This window comes from Wielerella bovis, from assembly GCF_022354465.1.
GTDB lineage: Bacteria > Pseudomonadota > Gammaproteobacteria > Burkholderiales > Neisseriaceae > Wielerella > Wielerella bovis.
Genome location: NZ_CP092361.1, coordinates 182,053 through 206,596, shown reverse-complemented (window position 1 = coordinate 206,596; position 24,544 = coordinate 182,053). Strand labels below are relative to the sequence as shown.

The window sequence follows — 24,544 nt, the reverse complement described above, 5'->3', positions numbered from 1 at the left end:
TTTCAGGCTGCTTTTCCAATTATTTAAAAAAAGCCCATCGTCCCTTTCGCACCTTCTTTCATCGCGCATTCGGCTTGCAAGGCTTTGAGCATTGCTTCAGAGTTGGCAAAGTGCATAATCCGTGCCTGTTTTATCAACACCGCAAAATCACCCGCCGTTACATTTTTCAAACGTACAATTTCGCTTTTCAGGCTGCCTGAAACACTCAAATTCATTTTTTCTGCATACGCGCAAAATAAAGCCCACGCCTGTTCGCCGCGCAAATAGCCAAACTCAATTTTGAAATCAAAGCGGCGCAAGGCGGCTTGGTCTAGGTTGTGCATCAAATTGGTGCTGGCAATGAAAATACCTGTGTAGCTTTCCATTTGTGTCAGCATTTCATTGACATGGCTTACTTCCCAGCTTTGGCGCGCGCCGCGTCTGTCTTGCAAAAAGCTGTCCACTTCGTCAAACACCAATACAGCGTCTTCCGCTTGCGCTTCTTCAAAGGCGGCGGCGATGCGCTGTTCAGTTTCGCCAACGTATTTGTCCAGCAAATCGGATGAGCGTTTGTAAATCAGGCGTTTGTCGGCTTGTTTTGCCAACCATGCGGCGTAGGCGGATTTGCCTGTGCCTGCCGCGCCATACAGGCAAATGGTGCCACGTCCAGCTTTTGCCACGCCTTGCGCGATAGCGTTCAGGTCTTGTTTGCTATTTACCCATTCTATGTTGTAGATTTCAGGCAGCTTGCTTTGGCTTTGTAGGGGCTGGAAATTGCCTTGCGCGTGCAACGTGTTTTTCAACAGAGTGCGGAATAATTCGCCTTGTTGTTCAGGCTGCCAATTTGGCATATTTTGGGTCACTTTGTGGGCTTGCTTCAAAATGGCGGGAACGAGCGTATCGTGTTCCGCCAAACCTTGAATTTGCGATTCATTGTAAAACGTATGCGTGTAGCCACGTATCATTTCGGCGCGGACGCTGGTGGGCGGCGCTTTCATTTCAATGACCATATCAAAACGGCGAATCACAGATGGGTCTATCATGTGAACATGGTTGCAAATCCACACGGTTGGCACAGGGTTGTTTTCCAAATGGCGGTTGAGCCACGCTTTGTTGAGCGTATAATTGCGTTGCGAGCGGTCAAACACGTCTTCCACTTCATCAAACATCAGCATGACATTTTGTCCAGCCAAAATGCTTTGCGCCATGCGCAGCGCGTTCAGGCGGTCATCGCGGTCTGCGGGTTCGCCGTCTTCGTCTTCCCATGAAATTTCAAACAATTCCACGCCAGCCGCTTGGCTCAATACGCGCGTGAATTCAGTTTTGCCCACACCTGCCGCGCCGTGCAGCAAAATGTTGCAGCCCTTTTGTTGCGTGGCGAAAGCGTGTTTCACATGCTGCAAAGCCGCTTCGTTCAACACGCCCAAATGCGCGAAGTTTTGCGGTGTCAGTTGCGTGCTGGGGGCAGCCTGAATGTGCGCTTTCAACATATCCACAGGCGACATGCGCTCTTTCATCATCAATTCGGCGAATTTGTTGGACAAAATGTCAATTTTGTTGCGCAGCATATAGGTGTTACTACTGTCCAATTTCAATAAACCAATCGTAGTCAATTTGGATTTGTAGTAGAAAGCGGCAATAATCTCGCTTTCAGGCAGCCTCAACAGCACCGACAAGGCATGATAAGCTTCGGAGTCGTCCAAATCGTCTAGTTGCGCGGTAAACCGTGCCAAGATGTTTTGGCTGTGTAGCAACACGCAAAATGTGAGTAAGCGTTTTTCTACTTCATTGAAATGAAATAATTTAACCCATTCTGCTACATTGTCGCGCAAAATGGCAGGGATACTGTTTTCCCATACATTGTTAAAATCGTTTTGAGCAAACCAGTTTTCAGCATGCTGTTTGATGTATTCACGCGCTTTGGTGGAATCATAGGGATTGTCTTCGCTGAACCAAGTATCAGCGTTTAAACATTTGGCGATTTGGGTATTGTCAAAGCCTTCGCTGCCGACAAAGTCTTTTTGTCCGTCTAGGGTGTACAAAATATCCCACAGGAAATAAGTGAAGAGGGGTTTGAGTTGTTCATTGTATGTTAAGATTGTCATGATAACTATTTTTTTCTTTTCAATAAGTTGTAGTGTATTTTACTATAAATTGTTTTTCAGGCTGCATAGTTGTGAAATATGAAAAGGCAGCCTGAAAAATAGAGTCGTTTAAAATAAAAATAATGCCGTGTTGTTAGTTTATGTACAAATACGATTTGTACTCGAGAATCGCTGTCGCCTTGTTTTATCTCTATTTTAAACGACTTATAGTATTTTGTACTATAATGTATTGAATAGCTTATCCACAATAATGGCAGCCTGAAACCTCATTTTTAAGGAAAAAACCATGTCAAATCTTTACATCATTATTCTCGCCGCAGGCAAAGGCACACGCATGTATTCCAAAATGCCCAAAGTTTTGCACCAAATTGGTGGCAAATCCATGCTGGAACACGTTATTAACACCGCTGAACAATTGCAGCCTGAAAGCATTAATGTTGTGATTGGGCATGGCAAAGAGCAAGTATTGGCGCAACTTTCACACAAAAATGTGAATTGGGTGGAGCAAACCGAACAACTTGGCACAGGACACGCGGTCAAATCCGCTTTACCGCATATTCCGCAAACAGGTCGCACGCTGGTGTTGTATGGTGATGTGCCGCTGATTGATACCGCCACTTTGCAACAATTATTGGATACGGCTGGCGAAGAAGTCGGTTTGCTGACTGATATTTTGGACAATCCAACAGGTTACGGCAGAATCATCCGCAATCAAAATAATCAAGTAACCGCGATTGTGGAAGAAAAAGATGCCAATGCCGAACAAAAAGCCATTACTGAAATCAATACAGGCATTTTTGTTTTGCCCAACAACAAACTGGCTGGCTGGCTGAACGCGCTCAATGCCAATAACGCGCAAGGCGAATATTATTTGACCGATGTGATTGGCTTGGCGAATGCGGACAATATTGCCGTGCATCCATTGGCGGTACGCGCATCGTATTTGGCGGCTGGCGTGAATAATAAAGTACAACGGGCTGAATTAGAAAGAATTTATCAAAATAATCGTGCTGATGAATTATTGAAACAAGGCGTAACTTTGCGCGACCCTGCGCGTTTTGATGTACGAGGCAGCCTGAAATGCGGTCAAGATGTGGTGATTGATGTGAACTGCGTGTTTTCAGGCTGCGTGGAGCTGGCAGATGATGTGCAAATTGGCGCAAATTGCGTGATTCATAACGCAAAAATTGGTGCAGGCACGGTGATTGCGCCATTTAGTCATTTGGAAGATTGCGAGATTGGTGCAAACGCACAAATTGGGCCATTTGCCCGTTTGCGCCCCAATGCGGTATTGGCGGACGAAGTACACATCGGCAATTTCGTAGAAGTGAAAAACAGCACCATCGGCAAAGGCAGCAAAGCCAATCATTTGACTTATTTGGGCGATGCGACCATCGGCACCAAAACCAATATCGGCGCAGGCACAATTACTTGCAATTATGACGGCGTGAACAAATACAAAACCGTGATTGGCGATGAAGTTCGCATTGGTTCGGATACGATGTTGGTTGCGCCCGTAACGGTCGGCGACAAAGCCACTACCGCCGCAGGTAGCGTGATTACCAAAAATTGCGAACCCAATAAATTGGTGGTGGCACGTGCTAAACAAGTTACAATTGAAGGTTGGGTGCGCCCCGAAAAACCTGTGAAAAAATAAAAAAACATTGCCGTTAGGGGCTAATATAGTCGTTTAAAGTAGAAATAAGACAAAGTGACAGCAACCGCTGTGTTATTTTTTATTTTAAACGACTATAATCTAGCATTATTCTCTAAAAATCAAATTGCTATCAATTTCAGGCTGCTTTTTAGCAACAAAAATACTCAATATGTCTCATTATTTCATTTTTTTGAATATTTACTCTTGTCTTTGATAAGTAATTATGTTTCAATCATTTCATCATAAAAAAATTAAAATTTATAAATAGAAATTTTATTATACATTTCAGGCTGCCTATTGGATTTTCCCATAGGAGTTAATGACAATTTTTATAGTGGATTCAATTTAGAACCTGTGTTCGTAAAATTGATGGCTTGATTTTATTGTCAATTCGTACGAATACAAGGCGACTTTTCATGCCAATATTGAAATATTGGCATGAAAAGCCAACGCAATAGGCGCATAAAGTGTCGATAAAAGCAAGTTATTAAGATTGTGAATACAAGTTCTAAGTTAAAACAAAGTGGTAAGCTACAGGTAAATTAACACGGACTTAAATTTGCCATCATTCCCTAAAATTAAGGAAGAAAAAAATGTCTATTTATCGTTGTAAATATTGTAAACATGTTAGTGAATGCACAAACCCAAACTTCACTCCGACCCAATGCAGCCAATGTGGAAAACCTGTGATGGTTTTTGATACCGTTACTTTTGTGGAACATTTGGTCAAACGCTACAACGAAGTGGCGCAAGAATTACATAAATTAAAACAACATCCCGATATGATGGTTGTTGCGGAAGTTAATCCTGTTTTGGCAGATAAACCATCTGCTGCGTCCAAACCTGTGATTTTGCAGCAATCGTATTTGGCAAATAATTATAAAAAGAAAGTGCCCGTTTTCTTGCGTTGATGACGATTGAAAATAGGGACTAATGACACCGTTATGTTGTCATTCGTCCCTAATATTTCCTGTGAAATAATAAAAGGCAGCCTGAAAACTATTTTTCAGGCTGCCTTTTATTATTTTTCACGATGATAAAATTTGCTATTTAAATAAACATTTTTACCTTCGTGGATAAGCACCAAACAAATAGCGGCAAGTGGCAAGGCAACGAGCATACCCACAAATCCGAGCAGTTGTCCAAATGCCATCAGCGCGAAAATCACCCAAAATGGCGATAAGCCGATGCGGTCGCCAACAATTTTAGGCGTAATCAAGAAACTTTCTAGTAATTGTCCAATCAAGAAAACCGTCCAAACTGCCAGTAATCCGCCCCATGAGCCAAATTGCAAAATAGCGGCTAATGTTGCCAATAATAAGCCTGTGAATGCGCCCAAATAGGGGATAAACACCAAAATCCCCGCTACCATGCCGATGGCAAAACCTGATTCCAATCCGATAAACATCAACCCTGCGCCGTAAAATATGCCCATTATCATCATGACGAGCAGTTGCCCACGCAGAAATTCACCCAATACGGTGTCCATTTCGGTGGTAACGCGCGTGTAGGTGGCGAGATAACGGCGTGGGATAAGTGTGCGTATGCCTTCTTCCCAGCGCGACCAGTCCAGCAAAAAATAATACAACAATAGGGGCAGCAAAATAATATTGCTGATACCTGCTGCCACTGCACCACTTTGTTGCATCAGAATGGGCATGGCTTTTTGTAGCGATTGTTGAATGCTTTGCGCGTTGTTGCGTAACCATGTAATCACGGTTTCTGAATTGAGTGTGATGTATTCACCAAATTTGGCATTAAACCAAGGCAGGGCATGGGTTTGAGTATAGTCCACCAATTCGGGAATGCGGCGCACAATAATTTGAAATTGCCCTATCAACATGGGAACGATAACCAACAATAATGAGACAATCACAAATAAGGCAAGCAACATTACCCACATGGATGCACGTCCGCGTTTGATATGGCGTGCTTCCAGTTTACAAACTAATGGATTGAGAATGTATGCCAACACAGCGGCGATGATAAACGGAGTGAGTATGCCGCCGAGATAGCGAAAAAATAACACCAAAAAAGTGATGAGCAGAAATCCTGCTAGCCATGGTAACCACAGGCGTTTTTTGTTGGGTTGGTACATAGATATAGATAGGAAAAGATAAAAATGACAATTGTAGCGGAAAATGCTTTCAGGCTGCCTATTGTTTGTGTAAAAAACGAAAAGGCAGCCTGAAAACATTTAGAACCTGACGCCTATCTTAAAATCAAAAAACACGTTTCAACTGCATTTGTTGCGTGATGAACTGTGTTTTACGCGTGGGATTTTTCACAAAAAATGCCCCATTTTGGGCGATATTTTGTTTGGCTGGCACAATCGCCAAAATTTTTCCAGCCATTTCTCCGTCTCGCGTTTGCCAAGCGTCCAAAAATTGCGCCTTGCTCATGGAAACATGCCCCAAAGACGGGTCAGCCAGCCAAACCACATCATCATTAATCCCACGCAATACCGAAAAATGGTCGGTTTTGCGATATTTCAAATACACAATCACAGGAATTTTCAACTGCACCAACTGCTCAAACGGCAGCGCGTAACCTTTTGCTTCAAAACCCAATTCGGGCATAATGCGCTGCATATCGTCAAATGAAGCCCGCATTTGGGTTTTGTCCATTTTGTCCAACACTTCTTCTTCGGTAACATTTTGCCCATAAAAATTATTTAACAAAGTCGCCACCGAAGCCGCACCACAGGAAAAATCCAAATCCTGTTTCACAATGCCAAAATCCCGCTGCGCTTTCCAACTTTGCACTTGCACTTTTTGATGAACAATCGGATTTTCATTGAAAACAGGATTGGCAAACACCATTTCAGGCAGCCAAAATAACAAAAACAGAGATTTTTTCATGAGTTTTGCTTAAAAATTGTGGGTCAAACCTAATTTCAATTCCGAACTACTCTGCCCTGACACTTTCCAACGTACCGAAGCATTGAGCGAAGTATCACGCGTTACACCAAAACCCACACCAGCATGAGCATAGGTGGAAGTGGTACGCACTGCCATTTTTTTGCCATTGATTTTATCGGCTTGCGCGTTGAGCCATTGCACACCGCCTGTCAAACTGATTTTGTCGTTTGCCGCAAAACTCACGGACGGATTAAGCATGATGTAATTGCCAGCCTGAAAGGTGTCGCCATCTGCGATTTTCTTTTTTAAATTATGGCGATACGCGGCTGTAAACGACAAAACCACAGGGTCTATGGCTTTGTAGGTGGTTGCGCCGACCGTCCACGATTTGCCCGATGATGATTTACCCTGCGATTTTTCGTAAACCGTTGTTTCAGCAAAACCAATCAGTGCGGGATTTTTGCCATCTTGCATAAAAGTGTGGCTCACGCCCAGCGAAACATCGGAAAATTGACGGTCGCGGTTTTTCAGGCTGCCTGAACCGTTAAATTCGCGTTCGCTACGCCACAAATGGCTTGCGCTGGCGTAAACATCGGTTTTGCCCGTTAAGCCATAGCGCAGCCCCACCGTGCCGACCACCACATCACTGTTGCTGTCGGTATTGCCCAAAGCGGTGGGGACTGCGACCAATGTGTTGTTGGTGGTTTGAATGTAAATGGGGTTGGCGAATTGGTTGCGATTGCGTTCGCTGTTGGCATAGGTAAGGCTGCTTTCTAATTTGAATTTGCCTTTGTCGGTCAAAATGTCTTCCAAACTTAATGGCAAATCAGCATGGGCAAAAGCGCAAGCCAAAAATGTGATAATGGCGAATAGGATTTTGGATTTCATGATTTTGAAAAGTAAAGAGTTAATTTATATTGTTTTAATGAATTGAATAATATTGGGTATGTATTGCCTTATACTGATTTGTTCTTGGATAAAAATTTATTTAGCAAGATACCTAAAAAAAGACATATTCCTGTCCGCATAAATAACATATCTTCGTTAGGATAGTAATAGCTAATTAACATATTTACTAATACAAATAATGTTAAAATTATTAGATATTTGATGATTAGAATAAAGAATTGGCTCATTTTGGAATAATCTAAAAAAATTTATTGCAGGGTAGATTGTTGCCAATTTTATATTGGTACATCTTGTCTCTACCCTGCAAATTATTTATTTTTTCTTAAAAAAGAAACTGCATCAGAAATATTTGCCAGAGAATTTTGTAGATACGAATGAACCACCCCCAGCAGATACACCAGTAGTTAATGCTTTTTTACCAATATCTGTGGCAATATGTTTAGCTGCGCGATTAATACTTGCATGAGTAGCAGCCTTTGCCAATGCTGCGGTAGCTTGTGCTCCTGCTCTCAATGGATTTAAAGCGCCACCTGCTGTACCTAAACCAACTTGCCCCATAAATTTATATGGGTCTTTGCCACCACCCAATAAATATCCAGCACCAGCTGATACACCACCAACAACTCCACCAACAGCATTTGCTACCCACTCTCCTTGCGTTTCTTGCATTTCAGTTTGCGACAGCTCAATCGCTTTCACATTTTGGTTAGCAAACACTTGTTTATCAAAATCTTGTGCCATTACTGGCGTGGCAACGAAAGTCGCCATAATCAAAGCAGCAATTTTATTTTGCATGGCATTGATCCTTATGAAAAAGTTGATTAAAAAAATTTTTTGCTTGTTGGTAACGTTACTGATATTAATAATAAGAATAAATATTAATAAAGTAAAGTGATTTTTATCAACAGATGAATATCTATTTATAATTTATTGATTTTAAGTTCACACAAAATTACCAAAAACCCTTTTCAGGCTGCCTGAACCGCTAAATTCGCGTTCGCTGCGCCACAAATGGCTTGCGCTGGCATACACATCGGTTTTGCCAGTTAAGCCGTAGCGCAGACCCACCGTGCCGACCACCACATCGCTGTTGCTGTCGGTATTACCCAAAGTGGTGGGGACGGCGACCAGCGTGTTGTTGGTGGTTTGAATGTAAATGGGGTTGGCGAATTGGTTGCGATTGCGTTCGCTATTGACATAGGTCAGGCTGCTTTCTAATTTGAATTTGCCTTTGTCGGTCAAAATGTCTTCTAGACTTAATGGCAAATCAGCGCGAGCAAAAGTGCAAAGGAGAAATGTGAAAATGGCAAATAGGATTTTGGATTTCATGATTTTGATTGGGAAAGAAATAATTATTTAATGGATTAGAGGCAAAGATAATTGAGAAAATTTTAATTTAAAATTAAAAAGTTAGATGATTTATCAAAAATAGGATTTTATTCAAAAACAAAATAATATAACCAAATTGTCATAGCCTCTAGTAGGCCTCCACTTTATGCTTGCTACGTTTGCTAAAATTTCATTTTTTTCAAGGATAGGAGAGCATCTATAATATCAATATTTTTATCTTTATCAATCATTAGACTAATTAAACAACCCAAAGTTGCCAATGGCACAACAAAGAAAAAAAGAAAGTTGTAAAAATATGTTAATAATGCAGATTTAATTAATATTAAAAATATAGCAATAATTTGTAATAATTTCTTATTACTAAAAATTAAATTGGCAAATGTATAAGAACAAATGGGAACAAAGAGAAATAAAATTAAAATAATCATTTTGTTTAAATTGTCGTATTTAGAGATAGTAAATCAAAATGATGAATTAGTGAGATTTACTATCTCTTACTCTTAAATAATTAATGAAATAAATTATTTCTTATGACCATTAAAATGACCATTAAAATGACCATTAAAATGACCATTAAAATGACCATTAAAATGACCATTAAAATGACCATTAATAATTTGACCACTTGTATTTAAGGGAACAGTAACTCCATATGAACCTCTTGTTGCTAATGGCTTAATCACTCCTCTTGAAACAAAAGCAGCTTGCCCAGCTTTACCTAAACCGCCTGTAACACCTCCTAATGCCATAGATGGAATTACTTGTTTTAAAGGGGCAGGTCTACCGTACTGATAGTAGCTAACTCCATGAGTGATGGCACCGCTGACTGCCGCCCCACCTAAAATTGCTAAAGGAATAAATTCCCCTTGCGTCTCTTTCATTTCAGTTTGCGACAACTCAATCGCTTTCACATTTTGGTTAGCAAAAACTTGGTTATTGAAATCTTGTGCCATTACTGGCATAGCCACGAAAGTTGCCATAATCAAAGCAGCAAATTTATTTTTCATGGTATTTATCCTTATGAAAAAGCGAAAAGAAAAATGTTTGTGAAGCAACGTTGCCGATGAAAATAGTAGTAGTTTTCAAATGCAAAGTAAAGCCTTTTCAGTCAAAAAGTTAGCGTTTTTTTAAACTTATTGAATATTAATAAAATATTTTTATTAAAATGTCAGAAACTTATTCAGGCAGCCTGAAAACCTAACCATGCACATCAAATCGCCATAAAAATCCAATTTTGCTGCAAATTGGTGCACACAGCGCACCCTACGGCTAATCATCATTTTGCCACTCTTCGCTCAAACGACTTTGTCGCAACAAACGCTCACGCGTATTATCGGTAAAATCAGCCAAATCATCATCGCTAATCAAACCATAGCGGTGCAAACGCGTGATTTTCCAATCCATATCTGAAAAAGAATTGGTGTACCAACACTCAATAAAGCGACAAAATTCGCGCATTTTAATTCCCCAACAAACTCAACAACTCTTCTTCCGACAAAATCGCCACGCCCAAACTCTGCGCTTTTTCCAATTTGCTGCCCGCTTCCGCGCCTGCCACCACAAAATCCGTTTTCTTGGACACGCTGCCTGAAACTTTGCCGCCAGCCGCTTCAATCAAAGCTGCCGCTTCATCGCGTTTCAGCGTGGGCAAAGTGCCTGTTAAAACAAAGGTTTTGCCAACAATTTGCGCGTTCAGGCTGCCTGAAACTTCGCTCGCGTTTTGTTGTGTGGATAAATCGGGCATTTGCGATAAAAATTCATCAATTTGCAACAATAATGTGCGATTTTCATCAATATTGCGCCAATTTTGCCATTCGCTTGGCAACACTTTGTCGTTCAACAAACCGTCCATACTTGCACCAGCCAAATCCCACAATTCTTGCGCCCGTTTTTCGCTGATTTTGATGTTGGGCAAACGGGAAATCCAGCGCGCTGGTGTTGCCAATTCACGCACATTCGTGTTAATCATTGCGGTTTGAGGTGTAACGAAATCCAACAATAAATCAAGCTGTTGATTGTTTTCAGGTTGCCTGAAATACGCGGCAATGGACTGCGCCACCACGCCCCCAATATCGGGCAAACACGCCAACACAGGCTCGGGCGCACGGCGCACGGTCGCCACATCGCCAAAAGCGGCAGCGAGTTGTTTGGCGGTGCTTTCGCCAACGTGGCGTATGCCCAGCGCAAATAAAAATCGCGATAACAAAGGTTTACGGCTGTTTTCCACGCCTTGCAAAATGTTTTCTGCCCATTTGCTTGCGCTGGATTTGGGGTCTTTGATTTTTTGTAATTTGGGAATATCCAGTTGATAAATATCGGCAAAATTCGTCAAAATATTTTGTTCTACCAATGCTTCAATTTGCTTGTCGCCCAAGCCGACTATGTCCATCGCTTTGCGGCTGGCGAAGTGGATAAGTCCTTGACTGCGTTGCGCTTGGCAGAGCATGCCGCCTGTGCAACGCGCCACAGCTTCGTTTTCTTCGCGCACAATCGGGCTGGCGCAAACGGGGCATTTTTCAGGCAGCCTGAATGCTGGAAATTCATCTATTTCTTGTTCTTGTTTAATATTAGCTTCTCCAAATAACTCCCCTTGGATACCAAGTGTAAAAATTGTTTGTGTAGGCGGTGTATGCATTATTGATGCTTGCCCAAATTCTGATTTATTTCCTATTGTATGTGTAATAATTTTTGGGCGGTGTTCCAAAATCACGCGCACCACTTCGGGAATCACATCGCCAGCGCGACGCACGATGACGGTGTCGCCCACGCGCACGTCTTTGCGTGCCACTTCGTCTTGATTGTGCAAAGTCGCGTTGGTAACCACCACGCCACCCACCGACACGGGTTTGAGCCGCGCCACAGGCGTGATTGCGCCCGTGCGCCCGACTTGCACGTCAATCGCTTCAACTTGTGTCAAGGCTTCTTCCGCAGGGAATTTGTGCGCGATTGCCCAACGCGGTGCGCGTGAAACAAAGCCCAATTTTACCTGTTGCGCCAAATCGTTCACTTTGATGACCATACCGTCAATTTCGTAGGGTAAATCGGGGCGTTTGGCGGACATTTGCTCGTAAAATTGGAGAACTTCGGCGATATTGGCGCAGATTTTCCAGTCGTAACTTTCAGGCTGCCTCCAATCTGCCCCCCCCCCCGTCTGGCGGGGGAGGGTTGGGGTGGGGGTGGCTTGTTGATTTTCAAATGAATTTTGTGGCGTGACACCGTTTTGCCCCCACCCTAGCCCTCCCCCGCAAGCAGGGGAGGGGACAGATTGTTGGCACGATTGAGATTGCGGTAGGCTGAAACCGAGTTCCGCCAACCACAACAATTCTTCCGCATGGGTTTGGGGCGCATTTTCGGGCGGCATGCCGTCAAATCGCGCAATGCCGTAGCCGAAAAAATGCAATTTGCGCTCTGCCGCAATGCGCGAATTGAGTTGGCGCAGGCTGCCTGCGGCGGCGTTGCGTGGGTTGGCGAAAGGTTTTTGTTGCAGCGCGATTTGTTTTTCGTTTAGGGCGCTGAAATCGGCTTTCAACATCAGGACTTCGCCGCGCACTTCCATCATTTCGGGAATGCGATTGCCGTGTAATTTCAATGGGATATTTCGTATGGTTTTGACATTTTCGGTAACGTCTTCGCCAGTCGTGCCGTCGCCGCGCGTGGCTGCCTGAACCAGTACGCCATTTTGATACAGCAAGCTGATTGCCAAGCCGTCAAATTTTGGCTCAATGGTGTAAACCGTTGTTGCCACGCCCAAATCTTTGCAAACGCGCTCGTCAAACGCCCATGTTTCGGCGTGGTCAAATGAGCCGTTTTCGTCTTGTGGCGAAAAGGCGTTGTTCAGCGACAACATCGGCACGGCATGGGCAACGCTGGCAAATTCGCTCAAAACCGCGCCGCCTACGCGCTGCGTGGGGCTTTCAGGCAGCCTGAATTGCGGAAACTCGCTTTCTAGGCGTTCCAATTCGCGGTAGAGTTGGTCGTATTCGCTGTCGGGGACGGTGGGCGCGTCCAAAGTGTAATATTCGTGGGCGTAGCGGTTGAGTAGCTCGGTTAATTGCTTGATTTTGTTTTGCATGATGATGTTTCCTGTGGGATTTTTTTCAGGCTGCCTGAAAACATTGTTTTTGTATGTCTTTAATGAAATGGCTTAATTTTAAATAATCGTGTTCGCCACAATCATATTGCCAAACGATGATGTGTTCTGCCAATTCATCGCACAAAATAATTTGTGTGGTAATGCCATGTTTTGCCAATTCATTTTGAATATTTTGTAGCGTAAACAAGCGTGTGGACAGCCATTCGCTTTGATTTTGTAATTGTGAAATTTTTGCATAATTGCATGAAAACAGATGTTTTAATTTCAATAATTCGATTTTTCGTGCATGGGGATTTTCAGGCGGCACATAACACAATACATGGTGCTTGCCTGCGGCTGCACGTTCATCTTGGCGGTCGCGCATGTATTGTTGTGGCGAAAGGCGATTGTTTAATGCAATGATTTCACCACTGCATTTATCCACCAAATAACCATTGCTGCCCACCAATAAATATAAAGTGTCGCCATATTCCACAAAACCACGCGCATTGCCCCAAATATACCAATAATCGGGATATTCACAGCAATGTGTGTCGTCAATTAGCCATTCTGGGTTGTTGCTTGTGCAATGGGGGATTTTTTGCAAAATCAGTTGCTTGGCTTGGTCAAATGTCAGCATTTTTCAGGCAGCCTGAAAATAAGCATTACCGCAAATTAAGTTATGTAAGTATTTGATTTTATTTTGCATGACAATTCCAATTTTTTATTGATTTTCAGCGGCTTCTTGGGCGCAGCGTTTGCATTCTTGGGCGAATTGTAGGGCTTTTCGGCTGGCGTTTGGCGTTGGATAAGGTTCAGGATTTTGGGCGAAATGGTGTAAGTTTTGTTTTTGTGGAAACAGGTTTTTGTTTTTCCCTATGCCGATTAAACGCAATAATCCGCCTTTTTCCCAAAATAATCCGCCTTGATTTAATTGATAAAATGCTGCACTCATGTCCATTTGGCTGTCTGAAATCCATTCTTGATACAAATCGGTCTGCTGCCAAAAACGCGCAGGCAAAATGGTCTGCACATCTTCATAAACCAAAATTGGCACCATATTTTGTCGCAACATGCCATCGGGCAAATGCAATCGCCAAACCAACATAATGCTGGTTTTCAAACCCAAAGGGCTGATTTTATGTGGCACATCAAAGGCTTTACGGTCGTATTTATCGGTAATGTGGGCGGCAAATTCGGCGAGTTCAGGGTCATCGGGGGTGGTGTTTTTCAGTTTGTATAATTCGTGGGCGGCGGCTTGCAGTTCTGCTGCACTGGCAATGCCTTTGGGGTCATAAACGATTTCGGCGGCTGACGGATAGGCGTGTTCTTCCGAGAATAAAATGCGGTTGGCTTGCACAATGGCAGCCAAGACGATTTTGCCTTGTTCGTAGAGTTCGGGTAATTTTTGTAATTGTTTGATGAGAGGGTCGTTGAAAATCCAATTAGGTGCGAGAATTTGTAGGTATGCCAATTCTTTGGCTTCCATTTTGGCTAATTGTTCGGGTAAATGGATTTGGCTGAATGTATGATTCATGATACTTGACTGTGAAAATGCAAAGATGAAGATTATTTTACCGAAAAAAGGTAGCCTGAAATAAGCTATTTTAAGTTTACTAACTATAAAGATTAAGACAATCTCAAATGGGAAAATTCCTGAAAATAATTTCAAACAACCACCTGAAAACGAAATTTCATGGTTGTTTTATTTTTTAGATAAAAAACACTAGGCATAATCATATTGCTGGTTTACAATAGAGTTGTCATTCTAAAAACAACTTTTCAGGCTGCATATTTTTAGATACCTGATGCAGCCTGAAAGTCTTTTAAAAGAGAGAAAGAAGCACTTTATGAAACATGTTTCGTTTAAGATTTCTACATTATTGATTTCTACGCTCTTTGCACAAAATGCAATCGCATCGGGCTATCATTTTGGTACACAATCCGTTGGTGCACAAAGTACCGCTAATGCTGCTGCCGAAGCGGCTGATGCTTCTACCATTTTTTCCAATCCCGCAGGTTTAACGAAATTAGATGGTCGCGGTGAATTTACCATTTCAGGCAACTTGGTTTTTCCATCTATTAAATATGGTGAAGCCAAAGGGACATATTACAACAGTACTGTGCCTGTTACAGGTTCTGATAGCGGCAAAATTACCGAAGTAACTTTTGCGCCACATATGTACGGTGCATACAAACTCAACGATAAAGTAACGCTTGGTTTGGGTATGTATATTCCATTTGGTTCTAAAACGGAATACGATGAAGATTCTGTTTTGCGTTACAACATCAATAAATTAGGTCTTACCACCATTGCGATTGAACCTGCGATTGCATATCAGGCGACGCCTCAACATTCGTTTGGTGCGGGTTTGATTGGACAATATTCGCAAGCAGAATTGCGTAAATATGCCGATTGGGGTGCAAGTGGTACAAATCCTTTGTTAAGACAAGGTCATTCTGATGGTCGTGGCGATGTAAAAGGAAATGATTGGGGCTTTGGCTACCATTTGGGTTGGATGTTTGATGTGAATGACCGTGTTCGTGTTGGCGTGAACTATCGTTCAAAAGTGGAACATAATCTAAAAGGTACGGCAAAATGGGACGCGGTGGGTTCGGCAGTTAATGGTAGTACACCCACTAGCGCGTTATTACAAAAAGTTATCCAGTCGCCAACTTCTCAAACCGTTGTTACTCCATTCGGTTCAACGACAGGACGCGGTTATGTGCCATCTGAAAAAGCATCAGTTAAAATTGTAACGCCAGAATCCTTGTCGGTACACGGTATGTATCGCGCAACTGATAAAGTTAATCTGTTTGGTGATATTACATGGACACGCCATAGCCGTTTTAATAAAGCAGAATTGATGTTTGAAAACGAAAAACAAGTGGCTGGTGGTACAAGGTCTAATAAAACGGTCATTACACCCAACTGGCGTGATACTTATAAAGTTGCAGTTGGTGGCTCGTATCAATACAGCGAACCTTTGCAACTTCGCGCAGGTATCGCATTTGACCAAAGCCCTATTAAAACTTCGCAAGACCGTTTGAATACCATGCCTGATGCTAATCGTATTTGGTATTCAGTTGGCGCACGTTATACACACAAAAAGAACCATGTATTTGAAACAGCATTTACTTATGTTGATATCAAAGATTCTGATTTCAAAGCAGAACAATCAACAGGGTCTGATGTAGACAGTAAAGGTGCAACTTCTGCTCGATTTAAAACCTATGCTAGCATTTTGGGTGTGCAATATACCTATAAGTTCTAATTTAATGATTTACAGTCAATCAAAATAAAAAGGTAGCCTGAAAATGTTTTCAGGCTGCCTTAAATCATTTCATCGTAACCAAATTAAATTTTACAAATAAAATGATGCGATAAAATTTCAAATCCATTTTGAAAATACATACGATGGGCAGTTGTCCGCTCTGTTCCAACCAAACAATCCGCATGCACTTGAGGAATACCCATCTGCATGGCGATTTTACGCACTTCGTTTAATAACAATGTTGCATAACCACGGCGGCGACATTGCGGAATGGTAACAATATCATCAACATGAAGCTGATGACCGCTTGATAAATCGGTTTTCTCACGAAAACCACATACCGCTACTGCACTGCTTTTTCCATCTTCAAAAATACCCAATAAGCGATAACCTTGCTTGCGTTGCATCATATTAACTTGTTCCACAAAACGATTAATATCCGTCAAAGCAGGGCGCAGCACGCTTAATGCAGCAAAAGCACTGGCAATTTCATTTGGATTAATTTCTCGCAAAACATAGTTTTCTGCTGTTGGTTCAAACTCTGTCTGCAATAACGATTGATTTTCTTCTATTTGATTGATTTTTACTTGTTGAGATTCTATATTTTGATGATTTGTTTGATTTTTTTCAGGTTGCCTTTCCTGCGAAGCAACTTCTTCTGCAGTCATAATACGCAAGTCATTATCCGCAGCAAAATCCATCAAAAAACGAAACATAGCAGGATTAATTTCTTGTAACTGTGCATCAATGGCTACGCAACGCACTTTATTCAATAAAATAGGATGCACCCACTCATGATACGCTAAACGATTGTCTTTATTAAAAGACGATAAAATACCACACAAGCGTTCTGCCCAATCGCTGGGACGAAAAACCTTGCCACTACTGGTTGTACCATGAATAATAATTTCATTCTGTTGGAAAGATGACATGATGAATTATTTAAAAGAATTTATCAAAATGGTATGATGATATAAATCCATCATCCTACATAATTAAAAAACCGCTTAGACAACAAGACTAAGCGGTTTTTTAAAATTGGTTGCGGGAGCAGGATTCGAACCTACGACCTTCGGGTTATGAGCCCGACGAGCTACCATGCTGCTCCATCCCGCGTCAGAAGAACTGTACTATACAGAATAAAGAACCGCTTGTCAAATATTTTATATTTTTTTACATTACAATCATTCAAAATAGAAATAAAACAAGGCATAGTAAGACTATAAATTTTCAGGCTGCCTTAATCAATTTTATTATCGCATAATCCCACGTTGAGAAGTTTCCAAAAATTTACTTAATCGCAATAATTCAGGATGTTCTTGCGCCATTTTTGCGATATTGTTTTTTGCTTCTTCCAAAGGCAAATCACGCATATAAATTTCTTTATACGCATTTTTAACTGTTGCAATTTGTTCAGCCGTAAATCCATTGCGACGCATTCCTTCGCTATTTAAGCCAGCAGGTTCGGCACGATAACCAGATGCCATAAAATATGGTGGCACATCTTTATGCACCCCCGCCGCAAATGCAGTCATCGCATAATCGCCAATGCGACAAAATTGGAATACCAGCGTGTAACCACCCATTACCACATAATCGCCAATTTCCACATGTCCAGCCAAACTGGTATTGTTGGCAAAAATCGTGTGATTACCCACCACGCAATCATGCGCCAAATGCACATACGCCATCATCCAATTATCATCACCCAAACGCGTTTCGCCAATACCTGTTACCGTTCCCGTATTGAATGTCGTAAATTCGCGGATAGTATTGCGATTACCAATAATCAATTTGGTTGGCTCATCGCGGTATTTTTTATCTTGCGGCTGCGCACCTAAACTAGCAAATTGAAAAATTTTGTTTTCTTCGCCAATCGTGGTATATCCATCAATCACAACGTGCGCACCAATTTCCGTATTTGCACCGATTTGTACATTCGCACCAATCACGCTATATGGTCCCACTTTAACGCTGCTATCCAATTCTGCTTTTGGGTCAATAATCGCTGTTGGATGAATTAAATGATTCATATTTTTCCTTTCGGTATATTTTCAGGCTGCCTGTAAAATATAGGCAGCCTGAAAACTTAATTTATACTTGAACTTTGCGTTTTGCACACATAATTTCTGCTTCAACCGCTAAATCTTCGCCCACAAATGCACGCGCTTGGAATTTACCAATTCCGCGTTTACTTTGCAGTAATTCAATTTGAAAGATTAATTGGTCGCCCGGAATCACTTGACGCTTAAATCGCGCATTATCAATGCCTGCAAAAAAGAAAATTTCATCGGGCTGACGACCACCTTCGGTTAAAATTGCCAATGCTCCACACGCTTGCGCCATTGCTTCAATAATTAGCACACCTGGCATCACAGGAAAATCAGGAAAATGCCCCTGAAATTGTGGCTCATTCATGCTAATATTTTTCAACGCTGTTAAACTTTTACCACTCTCAAATGCCGTGATTCGGTCAAGCAACATAAAAGGATAACGATGAGGAATCAATTTTTGAATATCTTTTGCTTCAATAGGTAAGGTAATGTTCATTTTGTTTATCTATAAATATATTGTTATTCATACAGGCAGCCTGAAAATATTTCAGGCTGCCTTATGTTTCACGTGAAACATATTTAACGATTTTGTAACTGTTTGGTCAATTCGGGCACAATTTCAAACAAATCACCTACTATGCCAAAATCTGCTACATTGAAAATTTGCGCATCAGGGTCTTTGTTAATTGCCACGATAATTTTACTATCTTGCATACCAGCAGTATGCTGAATCGCACCCGAAATACCAATCGCAAAATACAGTTCAGGTGCAACAATTTTGCCTGTTTGTCCTACTTGCATATCATTAGGCGCGTATTCTGCATCAACTGCTGCACGACTGGCACCAATCGCAGCACCCAATGTATCCGCCAATGGTGTAAGCAATGCATCAAACTGCTCTGCACTACCAAATGCGCGACCGCCCGATACTACCACGCGCGCCTGTGTCAATTCAGGACGGTCAGATGCGGTTAATTCGCGTCCCACAAAGCGACTCAAGTCCTGTGCAGGCGTTGCCATTACCGCTTCAATCGGCGCATTTTGGCTGCCTGAAACTGCCGCAGAAAATGCGCTAGCACGAATCGTTAGCACCAATTTTGGTTCATCGCTTTGCACAGTAACAAACGCATTACCTGCATAAATTGGACGTACAAAAGTTTTTTCATCCACAATCTCTGTTAAATCAGATACTTGCGAACAATCCAACAATGCTGCCACGCGTGGCATGATATTTTTACCAAACGCGCTCGCTGCCGCCACCAAATGAGTATAGGGTGCAGCCAACGATACCACCAAAGGCGCAATTTCTTCTGCTAACAATTCAGCAAAATGAGGGGCATCTGCATGTAAAACTTTTGCTACTCCATTGATTTTACTAACTTGTTCTACTAAATTCAGGCAGTCTGAACCTGCTACCAACACATGTACTTCGCCCAATTTTTGTGCAGCGGTAATCGCATTCAAAGTTGCGGTAGCCAACTGCTTACCATTGTGTTCCGCTACAATTAAAACTGTCATTTTCCACTCCCTTAAATTGCGTTGGCAGCTGCCAATTTTTCAATTAATTCAGATACATTTGCTACTCTAACGCCCGCTTGACGTGCTTTTGGTTCAGCAACACTAACCATTTTCAGGCTGCCTGAAATATCCACGTTTAAATCTTCAATAGATTGTTTTTCCAAAGTTTTTTTCTTTGCAGCCATTAAATTAGGTAATTTCACAAAACGTGGCTCATTTAAACGCAAGTCCGCACTAATGACCGCAGGCAATTTCAACGCCAATGTTTCAACACCACCATCAATTTCTCGCGTAACCACTATTTCATCATTATTCACTTCTACTTTGCTGGCAAACGTTGCCTGTGGCGCATTCAACAAAGCTGCCAAACGTTGTGCGGTTTGGTTTGCATCATCATCAATCGCTTGTTTTCCCAATAAAATAATTTGAGGTTGTTCTTTTTCTACAATTTTTTGCAAAATTTTTGACACCGCACGACTATCTAATTCCTCATCTGTTTCCACATGAATGGCACGGTCTGCACCCATCGCCAAAGCGGTACGCAATACATCTTCACATTTTTTCTCACCCAATGAAACAGCCACAATCTCGTTGATTTTACCTGCTTCTTTCAAGCGTACCGCCTCTTCAATCGCACACTCATCAAATGGATTCATGGACATTTTGACATTGCCGATATCCAAACCTGAACCATCTGCTTTCACGCGTACTTTCACGTTGAAATCCACCACACGTTTTACTGCAACCAATGCTTTCATATTTGCTCCCGCTGGTTTTACCAATCCTAAAAAATGGGATTTAGTATAATAATCAAATAATTGTTTTCAGGCATCCTGAAAAGTTTAACACGTTATTTTAAAGGAAAGTTACGCGATTGAATAGTTTTAGAGTATAAATTCAATACATAAGGCAGCCTGAAAACAGAATTAAGTTTCACTTATCCACAATCTAATTTTTTATTGTTTATTTTATCCACAATCATACACATTTTATTCAAACTGCTTATGTGAATTTATCCTTAACGAAAAAATTAACACAACTAAATGAAAATTCTATATTTTTAAACTTATCCACAAAACAATTAGAACTTCTTTATTATCATAATCTTTTTATTTTTTAAATTAAGTATTTTTATTTAGCAGTAAAATATTGTCTTCCCCCCCTGCAATAAGGTAAAGTTTCAAAGTTTATTGACTTCACTTCAAGGATACTCAAATGAAAGGCGATATTGGCGTTATTGGTTTGGCAGTAATGGGTCAAAATTTGATTTTGAACATGAATGACAAAGGTTTTAAAGTAGTAGCATTTAACCGTACTACCAGTAAAGTAGATGAATTTTTGAATGGAGCAGCCAAAGGCACGAATATTATTGGCGCGCACAGTTTGCAAGAACTTGTGGATAAATTGGAAAAACCACGCAAAATTATGCTAATGGTTCGTGCAGGTAGCGTAGTAGATGAATTTATCGCACAACTGGTGCCTTATTTGGAAGAAGGCGACATTATTATTGACGGTGGTAACTCAAATTACCCCGACACCAATCGTCGTTGCGAAGAATTGGCGGCAAAAGGTTTGCGTTTTATCGGCGCAGGCGTATCAGGTGGTGAAGAAGGTGCGCGTCATGGTCCTTCTATCATGCCAGGTGGACATTTTTCCGCATGGGAACACGTTAAACCGATTTTTCAAGCCATTTCTGCTAAAACACCCGATGGCGAACCATGTTGCGATTGGGTTGGCGACAATGGTGCAGGTCATTTTGTCAAAATGGTACACAATGGTATTGAATATGGCGATATGCAGTTGATTTGTGAAGCCTACCAATTTATGAAAGATGGCTTGGGTATGAGCTACGATGAAATGCACGAAGCATTTAAAGCGTGGAAAAAAACCGAGTTAAATTCTTATTTAATAGACATTAGCACCGATATTCTGGCATTTAAAGACACGGATGGCACTCCATTGGTAGAAAAAATCTTGGATACCGCTGGTCAAAAAGGCACGGGTAAATGGACAGGCATCAATGCGCTGGATATGGGTATTCCATTGACTTTGATTTCAGAATCGGTATTTGCGCGTTGCGTTTCATCATTCAAAGAGCAGCGCGTTGCCGCATCTAAATTATTCACTCATACTGCTGAAAAAATTTCAGGCGACCGTGCAGAATGGCTGGAAGCCTTGCGTTTATCTTTATTGGCATCAAAAATTATTTCTTACACACAAGGATTTATGTTAATGCACGAAGCCAGCAAAACGTTTAACTGGAATTTGAACTACGGCAATACCGCTTTGTTGTGGCGTGAAGGCTGTATTATTCGTAGCGTATTCTTGGGTAATATTCGCGATGCTTATATCAATAATCCACAACTGACTTGGTTGGCAGAAGATGAATATTTCCGCAATATTTTGCAAAATGCCTTACCATCTTGGCGCAAAGTCGTAGCCAAATCGGTAGAAGCGGCAATTCCTATGCCGTGTATGACTGCTGCCATTACTTTCTTAGATGGCTACACCAGCGCACGTTTGCCAGCCAATTTGTTGCAAGCACAACGCGATTACTTCGGTGCGCACACTTACGAACGTACCGACAAACCACGTGGTGAGTTTTTCCACACCAACTGGACAGGTCGTGGCGGCGACACCGCTTCTAGTACCTACCAAGTTTAATTATCCACAAGGCAGCCTGAAAGATTATTTTTAATATTTCAGGCTGCCTTAATCACATTATTTATCCACAGGAGTACTAAAATGGGTTGGTTTTCATCTAATAAAGAAAAAGGATTTTTCATTGCCACCATTGAACCCAAAGATGTACCTATTCAAGCATATTTGGGCGTAGTCAATGGAGAAGCGATTATTGGTGCAAACATTTTTCGTGATATGTTTGCCTCCATTCGTGATGTAGTAGGCGGACGCGCTGGGGGATACGAACGCGCATTAGCAGGTGCACGCGATGCAGCGTTGGAAGAAATGAAAGCGGCGGCAATAGAAATGGGTGCGAATGGTGTGATTGGTGTGGATTTTGACTATGAAGTATTGGGCGAAACCAATGGTATGATGATGGTTACAGTCAGCGGTACGGCAGTTAAAATTGCGACATAATTTGAAACATTTTGCAAAATGTATTCAGGCAGCCTGAAAATTTGTAGATTAGATACTTGCATCCAACAGTTTCTACATAAAAACAATTATTGTGAAATATAAGAAATGCCAGATTCAAAAAGCTGACCTATAATTTTGAATTTTGTAAAGATTTCAGTCTGAAACCTTTAATCTAACTATAAAAAAAGCAGCCTGAAACTTTTTTCAGGCTGCATTATATTGTATTTTTTATTGATTATTTTGTGCTGCAGCTAATTTCTTCGCTTCTAATTTAAGCACACCACGATGCACCATCGCACAGCAGAAAATACAACCCACTACAGCGAACAATAATAAATAAAAGCCAGCATCCCAACCAAATCTGTCTGCCAAAATACCGAATAATGCTGTACCACCTGCACTACCCAATACATAGCTTAACAAACCGCGTAAACCAGTCGCAGAACCTGCCGCAAATGATGGTACTAATTCAATTGTTTGTAGTGATGATAAGAACATCGGTACATAAATCAAACAACCTACCAGACCTGCACCAATGGTTACAGTAGTCAAGCTCGTTCCATTACGGTAGAGCAAGATAGATAAACCTACACCCACTAATGTAATCATAGACAATGGCATCCGTTTACCTTTGAAGTAAGTATCTGTTACCCAGCCTGCTAATAATGTGGATGGAATGGCAGCCCACTCAAAAATCGCAAATGCAATATGCATATCTTTTTTGGAAAAGCCTTTTGTTTCCAGTAAATATAATGGCAACCAAGTCAAAACACCAAAGCGAATCATATAAGTGAATACATCAATAAATGATACAAACCATACGTTAATATCTTTCATAATATATTCGCGGAAAATTTCCCAAGTACTCATATCCACGTTTTCTTGCTTGGTTGCAATTAATTCTTCATCCGCATTATTTAGAATTTGATTCATTGGTGGCAAGCCTTCATTATAAGTACGTCCTGCACCAAAAATGAAGAAAATTGCTGCCACAATTGCCGCAATTGCCGCAGGTACAACAAAGTGTGCTGCTTGCCAATGTGTTTCTCCTAACCAAGCAACCGCACCACCTGCAATTGGAGCAACCAGACCACCACCCACATTATGCGAAATATTGAATACAGCGGTTGTTACACCACGCGATTTACGAGGAAACCAACTTGCCAATACAACATAAGCAGGACCTGCACCCATGCCTTGAAAAATACCATTAAGCATGCACAAGCAGAAAAAAATCCAAAATGCAGTAGTAAACCCCATCATCAAATTGACTAATGCAGACATCACTAGACCAAAAATCATAAAATGTTTTGGATTAGATTTATCTGCCAATGCCGACATAACCCCCTTACCAACACCATACACAATTAACATTGTGCCTGATACAAAACCAATATCTTTTTTGGTAAAACCAAAATCACGGATTAAGTCAGGAGAGGATAATAAAAAGTTATTACGCAGAATATAGTACGCCGCGTAACCAATGAAAATTCCAAATAAGGCTTGCCAACGTAAGCGGTTATACCGTTGAAGCACTTCGGCATCAGGAACAGGTTTTCCAGGTTTTGAAGCTAAAAATGACAACATGACAATCTCCAAAATGAATAAACCGCCTATCAAACCATTGATTTATTTCTAAACCAGTTTAACGTTTAATAGGAAGTC

At 41.5% G+C, this 24,544-nt stretch carries 22 protein-coding genes and 1 tRNA gene; 5 read left to right on the top strand and 18 right to left on the bottom strand.

All coding sequences use genetic code 11. The annotated features are described in order from the left end of the window. Positions 1 to 23: 23 nt before the first annotated feature. On the bottom strand, positions 24 to 2,084 hold the full coding sequence (locus MIS45_RS01065) for an AAA family ATPase (protein ID WP_249450726.1): 2,061 nt from the start codon (positions 2,082 to 2,084) through the stop codon (positions 24 to 26). Between the two features lie 286 nt (positions 2,085 to 2,370). On the opposite strand from MIS45_RS01065, the gene glmU reads away from it, so the two are divergent. Continuing rightward, positions 2,371 to 3,741 (top strand): bifunctional UDP-N-acetylglucosamine diphosphorylase/glucosamine-1-phosphate N-acetyltransferase GlmU, encoded by a 1,371-nt coding sequence (gene glmU, locus MIS45_RS01060; protein WP_249450725.1) that lies wholly within the window; start codon positions 2,371 to 2,373, stop codon positions 3,739 to 3,741. 593 nt (positions 3,742 to 4,334) lie between these two features. Next, the gene (locus MIS45_RS01055; RefSeq protein ID WP_249444281.1) at positions 4,335 to 4,652 is read left to right on the top strand and encodes a hypothetical protein; all 318 of its coding nucleotides are present in this window, start codon (positions 4,335 to 4,337) and stop codon (positions 4,650 to 4,652) included. A 110-nt stretch (positions 4,653 to 4,762) separates the two neighbouring features. On the opposite strand, the gene MIS45_RS01050 is transcribed toward MIS45_RS01055, so the two are convergent. The 10 genes from MIS45_RS01050 to MIS45_RS01005 all read right to left on the bottom strand — a co-directional run bounded on the left by MIS45_RS01050 (position 4,763) and on the right by MIS45_RS01005 (position 14,470). Further along, complete coding sequence (locus tag MIS45_RS01050; RefSeq protein ID WP_249450724.1) at positions 4,763 to 5,839, bottom strand: AI-2E family transporter; 1,077 nt, start codon at positions 5,837 to 5,839, stop codon at positions 4,763 to 4,765. Between the two features lie 124 nt (positions 5,840 to 5,963). Continuing rightward, positions 5,964 to 6,602, bottom strand: a complete 639-nt coding sequence (locus MIS45_RS01045) for a C39 family peptidase (protein WP_249447052.1) — start codon at positions 6,600 to 6,602, stop codon at positions 5,964 to 5,966. A 9-nt stretch (positions 6,603 to 6,611) separates the two neighbouring features. Next, a complete protein-coding gene (locus tag MIS45_RS01040) occupies positions 6,612 to 7,490 on the bottom strand; it encodes a meta-pathway of phenol degradation family protein (protein ID WP_249450723.1) in 879 nt (292 codons plus the stop codon). A 360-nt stretch (positions 7,491 to 7,850) separates the two neighbouring features. After that, entirely contained in the window at positions 7,851 to 8,306 is a 456-nt protein-coding gene (locus MIS45_RS01035; protein WP_249451394.1) for a hypothetical protein, read from the bottom strand. Positions 8,307 to 8,453: 147 nt separating this feature from the next. After that, positions 8,454 to 8,840, bottom strand: a complete 387-nt coding sequence (locus tag MIS45_RS01030) for a hypothetical protein (RefSeq protein ID WP_249450722.1) — start codon at positions 8,838 to 8,840, stop codon at positions 8,454 to 8,456. Between the two features lie 542 nt (positions 8,841 to 9,382). Further along, positions 9,383 to 9,868, bottom strand: coding sequence for a hypothetical protein (locus MIS45_RS01025; RefSeq protein WP_249450721.1), 486 nt, complete (start codon positions 9,866 to 9,868; stop codon positions 9,383 to 9,385). A gap of 262 nt (positions 9,869 to 10,130) precedes the next feature. After that, the gene (locus MIS45_RS01020; protein ID WP_249450720.1) at positions 10,131 to 10,319 is read right to left on the bottom strand and encodes a hypothetical protein; all 189 of its coding nucleotides are present in this window, start codon (positions 10,317 to 10,319) and stop codon (positions 10,131 to 10,133) included. A 1-nt stretch (position 10,320) separates the two neighbouring features. Continuing rightward, complete coding sequence (locus MIS45_RS01015; protein ID WP_249450719.1) at positions 10,321 to 12,933, bottom strand: NAD-dependent DNA ligase LigA; 2,613 nt, start codon at positions 12,931 to 12,933, stop codon at positions 10,321 to 10,323. Between the two features lie 25 nt (positions 12,934 to 12,958). After that, the gene (locus tag MIS45_RS01010) at positions 12,959 to 13,573 is read right to left on the bottom strand and encodes a hypothetical protein (RefSeq protein WP_249450718.1); all 615 of its coding nucleotides are present in this window, start codon (positions 13,571 to 13,573) and stop codon (positions 12,959 to 12,961) included. Positions 13,574 to 13,657: 84 nt separating this feature from the next. Further along, on the bottom strand, positions 13,658 to 14,470 hold the full coding sequence (locus MIS45_RS01005) for a hypothetical protein (RefSeq protein ID WP_249450717.1): 813 nt from the start codon (positions 14,468 to 14,470) through the stop codon (positions 13,658 to 13,660). Between the two features lie 313 nt (positions 14,471 to 14,783). On the opposite strand from MIS45_RS01005, the gene MIS45_RS01000 reads away from it, so the two are divergent. Beyond that, entirely contained in the window at positions 14,784 to 16,208 is a 1,425-nt protein-coding gene (locus MIS45_RS01000) for an OmpP1/FadL family transporter (protein ID WP_249450716.1), read from the top strand. A gap of 83 nt (positions 16,209 to 16,291) precedes the next feature. Here MIS45_RS01000 and MIS45_RS00995 read toward each other — a convergent pair whose 3' ends face one another. From MIS45_RS00995 to MIS45_RS00970, 6 genes are all read right to left on the bottom strand, one after another. Further along, complete coding sequence (locus MIS45_RS00995) at positions 16,292 to 17,140, bottom strand: GNAT family N-acetyltransferase (RefSeq protein ID WP_249444267.1); 849 nt, start codon at positions 17,138 to 17,140, stop codon at positions 16,292 to 16,294. A gap of 107 nt (positions 17,141 to 17,247) precedes the next feature. Next, positions 17,248 to 17,324: transfer RNA gene (locus MIS45_RS00990), tRNA-Met, on the bottom strand. 137 nt (positions 17,325 to 17,461) lie between these two features. Further along, a complete protein-coding gene (gene lpxA, locus MIS45_RS00985; protein WP_249444266.1) occupies positions 17,462 to 18,241 on the bottom strand; it encodes an acyl-ACP--UDP-N-acetylglucosamine O-acyltransferase in 780 nt (259 codons plus the stop codon). Between the two features lie 61 nt (positions 18,242 to 18,302). After that, on the bottom strand, positions 18,303 to 18,758 hold the full coding sequence (fabZ, locus tag MIS45_RS00980) for a 3-hydroxyacyl-ACP dehydratase FabZ (protein ID WP_249442815.1): 456 nt from the start codon (positions 18,756 to 18,758) through the stop codon (positions 18,303 to 18,305). Positions 18,759 to 18,841: 83 nt separating this feature from the next. Continuing rightward, complete coding sequence (locus MIS45_RS00975) at positions 18,842 to 19,780, bottom strand: electron transfer flavoprotein subunit alpha/FixB family protein (protein WP_249450715.1); 939 nt, start codon at positions 19,778 to 19,780, stop codon at positions 18,842 to 18,844. An 11-nt stretch (positions 19,781 to 19,791) separates the two neighbouring features. Continuing rightward, complete coding sequence (locus tag MIS45_RS00970; RefSeq protein ID WP_249450714.1) at positions 19,792 to 20,538, bottom strand: electron transfer flavoprotein subunit beta/FixA family protein; 747 nt, start codon at positions 20,536 to 20,538, stop codon at positions 19,792 to 19,794. Positions 20,539 to 20,995: 457 nt separating this feature from the next. On the opposite strand from MIS45_RS00970, the gene gnd reads away from it, so the two are divergent. Further along, complete coding sequence (gnd, locus tag MIS45_RS00965) at positions 20,996 to 22,444, top strand: decarboxylating NADP(+)-dependent phosphogluconate dehydrogenase (RefSeq protein WP_249450713.1); 1,449 nt, start codon at positions 20,996 to 20,998, stop codon at positions 22,442 to 22,444. 81 nt (positions 22,445 to 22,525) lie between these two features. Beyond that, positions 22,526 to 22,879, top strand: coding sequence for a heavy metal-binding domain-containing protein (locus MIS45_RS00960; RefSeq protein WP_249442811.1), 354 nt, complete (start codon positions 22,526 to 22,528; stop codon positions 22,877 to 22,879). A gap of 228 nt (positions 22,880 to 23,107) precedes the next feature. On the opposite strand, the gene MIS45_RS00955 is transcribed toward MIS45_RS00960, so the two are convergent. After that, positions 23,108 to 24,466, bottom strand: coding sequence for an MFS transporter (locus MIS45_RS00955; protein ID WP_249450712.1), 1,359 nt, complete (start codon positions 24,464 to 24,466; stop codon positions 23,108 to 23,110). Positions 24,467 to 24,544: the final 78 nt, after the last annotated feature.